General features: G+C 65.1%; 3 protein-coding genes. All 3 read left to right on the top strand.

The window, feature by feature from the left end:
- Nucleotides 1-375 precede the first annotated feature (375 nt).
- Entirely contained in the window at nucleotides 376-675 is a 300-nt protein-coding gene (locus ACRDUX_RS24830; protein ID WP_526417506.1) for a WXG100 family type VII secretion target, read from the top strand.
- A complete protein-coding gene (locus ACRDUX_RS24825; protein ID WP_526417504.1) occupies nucleotides 675-2,480 on the top strand; it encodes an alpha/beta hydrolase in 1,806 nt (601 codons plus the stop codon). Before ACRDUX_RS24830 ends, ACRDUX_RS24825 begins: the two co-directional genes overlap by 1 nt.
- A 98-nt stretch (nucleotides 2,481-2,578) precedes the next feature.
- The coding region (locus ACRDUX_RS24820; protein WP_526417502.1) for an LppA family lipoprotein at nucleotides 2,579-2,931 on the top strand (353 nt) is incomplete at its 3' end.

The following is a 2,931-nucleotide window of genomic DNA, read 5'->3' as shown; positions in this document are numbered from 1 at the left end:
GAGCCTGGCCATGCGCTCGTCGAGCAGTTCGTCGACCTGACCGCAGCCCGGTTTGCCTCCCTGCTCGCGGATCGAACTCCTCACGGCGACGAGCAGACGAAGCTCGGCGTCGATGGCCTCCGGTTCTCGCACACCCCAAGCCTATGACGTCAAGAACCGAAGAACACGCACCAGATGCCAGCCTTGAGCCCCGTTGGATTTGCCACTAGGGGTGTGGGTCGACGTCGTCCCTCCGCCCATCATGAAGTGCGGAAAAGGATGTGGTCCTGGACTGGGGCGTAGAAAGTGGTGAAGGTCAGTTAGCCGCATCCCGCTTATCCTATGAAGCGCGGCCCTGATGAGTCGTACTCGCTAGCGGACGAGACAGGGGTAGGGATGAGCGACCGCCTCAAGGTCGATCCGATCGACTTGCACATGTCGTCGGATCACATGGACGTGCACCATACCGAGTTGCAGGCAGCCCACGGCGCTTCCGACGGGGTTATCGAAGGTGCGCAGGCGGGCTGGGTGGGCGCATCCGCGTTGGCGTTGCAGGCGAGGATGGCGGAGTGGCAAGCCACCACGACACAGTTATGCGGCGACATCGCCGCTCATGGCGCTGCCTACCGGGCCGCCGCCAACGGCTACGCCCAGAACGACTCTGAGGCCGCAGAAGCGCTCGACGACACGCTCTGATGCCGATCACCCTTGCCGACCTCGATCGCTGGCGTCCCGACGCCATTCGCGACGTCTCTGCCGCACTGGGCAAGCGTGGTGCCAGCGCGGACGACGTGAGGAATGGCCTGACGAAGCTGCCGATGATCGCGACTTGGCAGGGTAGCGGTGGTGACGCGGCACGCGCGGCCTTGGACAAACTCAGCGCCTACCTCGCCGCCCACGGCGAAGAGATGAACCGGATCTCCAACGCCACCCGCTCCAGCGCTGATGAGATCGAGGGTCTCAAGTCGACGCTGCACCAGATCGACGACGACGCCCGAGCTGAGGGATTCAACATCGATCCCGTCACCGGATCGGTAACTCCTGCCGACCCATCGAAGGTCGGCGACCCTATCTACGCGCTGCAACAAGCCGACCTGGAAGTCCGCATCAAGAAGCTGCTCGCCGAAGCCGACGAAGCAGATGCCGGGCTGGCACGCGCCATCGCGGCCGCTGGGGAGCTCACCAACTCCACCGATCACCCCGACCCCCGGGCAGTGTTGAACAAGCCGTTACCCGACGATCCCCGACAGTTCGAGGACTTCTGGGAGCGCCTGACCCCAGAGGAGCGGGATGCCCTGTATCAACGCGATCATCTGATCGCCAACCGGGACGGCATGCCCGCCGTGGACCGCGACTATTACAACAGGCGGTCCCTTCACACCGATTTGGCCGCCGCCCAGGCAGCCCAGGCTCGCGCTGACGCCCTCAAAGCCGCCCACCCCGACTGGGCCGAAGGTCGCAACATCCCGCACCCAAATGAACCCGGTGCCATCTTCGATGACCGACTCAGGTACGAGGCCTGGCAACGCGACGTCGACGCCGCGCAGAACGGGGCGAAGTACCTGCCCGATCTACAGGCCGTCGACAAGGCGGTGCGCGACAAGCCCGATCGAAAGCTGATGCTGCTCGATACCGAAACCGGTCGGCAAGCCCGTGCCGCCATAGCCGTGGGTGATCCCGACACCGCCGACCACGTCTCAGTCACCGCACCGGGGTTGAACACCACCGTGCACGGCGGAGTCACCGGCATGGCCGACGAAGCCATGAACGTCCGCAATGAATCATTGACCCAACTCGACCTCGCCGGGCGCGGCAACGAGACGGTCGCCTCGATCGCCTGGATCGGGTATGACCCGCCGCAGGTGCCCGGCACCGACGATCTGAGTGGATCGCTGGCCGGAGGGTGGGAGGTCAGTCACGACGACGTCGCCAAGGCGGGGGCGCAGAACCTGGCCCACTTCTACGACGGCATCAACGCCACCCATCACGGGGCAGTGGACCTCACCGCGATCGGTCACTCCTACGGGTCGTTGACCACGGGCTTGGCGCTGCAGGTGCCTGGTGACCACGGCGTCGACAACGCACTGTTTTACGGATCGCCCGGTATCGAGGCCACCAACGCCGGACAGTTGGGTCTGCAGAACGGGCACGTCTTCACCATGGAGACCCCCGACGATCCCATTCAGAAGGTCTACGACGTCCCGCCCATCGCACACGCCGTGGCACCCTTCTTGCCACCAGGGCTGCGCGAGTTGGCCACCACCGTGCTCGGCGGCTTAGATGCCTCCGGCGCAGGACAATTCGGACCCAACCCGGCCATCAACCCAAACTTCACCCACCTCGAAACCGGCACGGCGACAGTGCCCGACGGTCGCACCCTACACTCGGCCAGCGGCCACAGTGACTACCCGCGATGGGACAGCGCCAACAATCAGCTCTACACCTCCGGCTACAACATCGCCGCCGTCATCGCCGGGACCACCCCCATCGCGCAGAAGTGAGCACCCAAACCATGCCATCAAGACTCACCCCTCGCCGCGCCAGCAGCATGACACTCGCTTGCCTCGCGTCGATCGCCCTACTCGCCACAGGATGCCGCATGAACGACCCACATCAGCCCACCGACCCGACCCAAGCCAGCCAGGCCGCCGTCGCCCTGACGTCGCTACCCTCCTTGGAGGACACGGAGGCGGTGATGAAGTCAGCGATCGAGCAACTCGGTGGCCAGATCGCTACCCTCGCACCGACCGTGGCATGGGAGTGGCGACGCGAAGCCTCCCGGGGTGGTTGCAACCCGCCCTACGAGCAGACCGACGGCGAACAGATCCTGCTGCGCCACTACGTCTCCGACACCCCCATCCCGGAACAGAATTGGAAGCAGACCTACGACATGGCCCAGGCCGCCGCCACCAAGCTCGGCGCGGGCACGGTAACTGTCTTCAAGGACGGACC

The sequence above is a fragment of the Mycobacterium sp. genome, from assembly GCF_050701675.1.
GTDB lineage: Bacteria > Actinomycetota > Actinomycetes > Mycobacteriales > Mycobacteriaceae > Mycobacterium.
Note: the sequence above shows the minus strand (reverse complement) of the source record. Positions and strands in the feature narration are given on the sequence as shown.

Coding starts and splice junctions, on each gene's coding strand:
- ACRDUX_RS24830 (WP_526417506.1), top strand. CDS start 376: ATGAGCGACCGCCTCAAGGTCGATCCGATCGACTTGCACATGTCGTCG.
- ACRDUX_RS24825 (WP_526417504.1), top strand. CDS start 675: ATGCCGATCACCCTTGCCGACCTCGATCGCTGGCGTCCCGACGCCATT.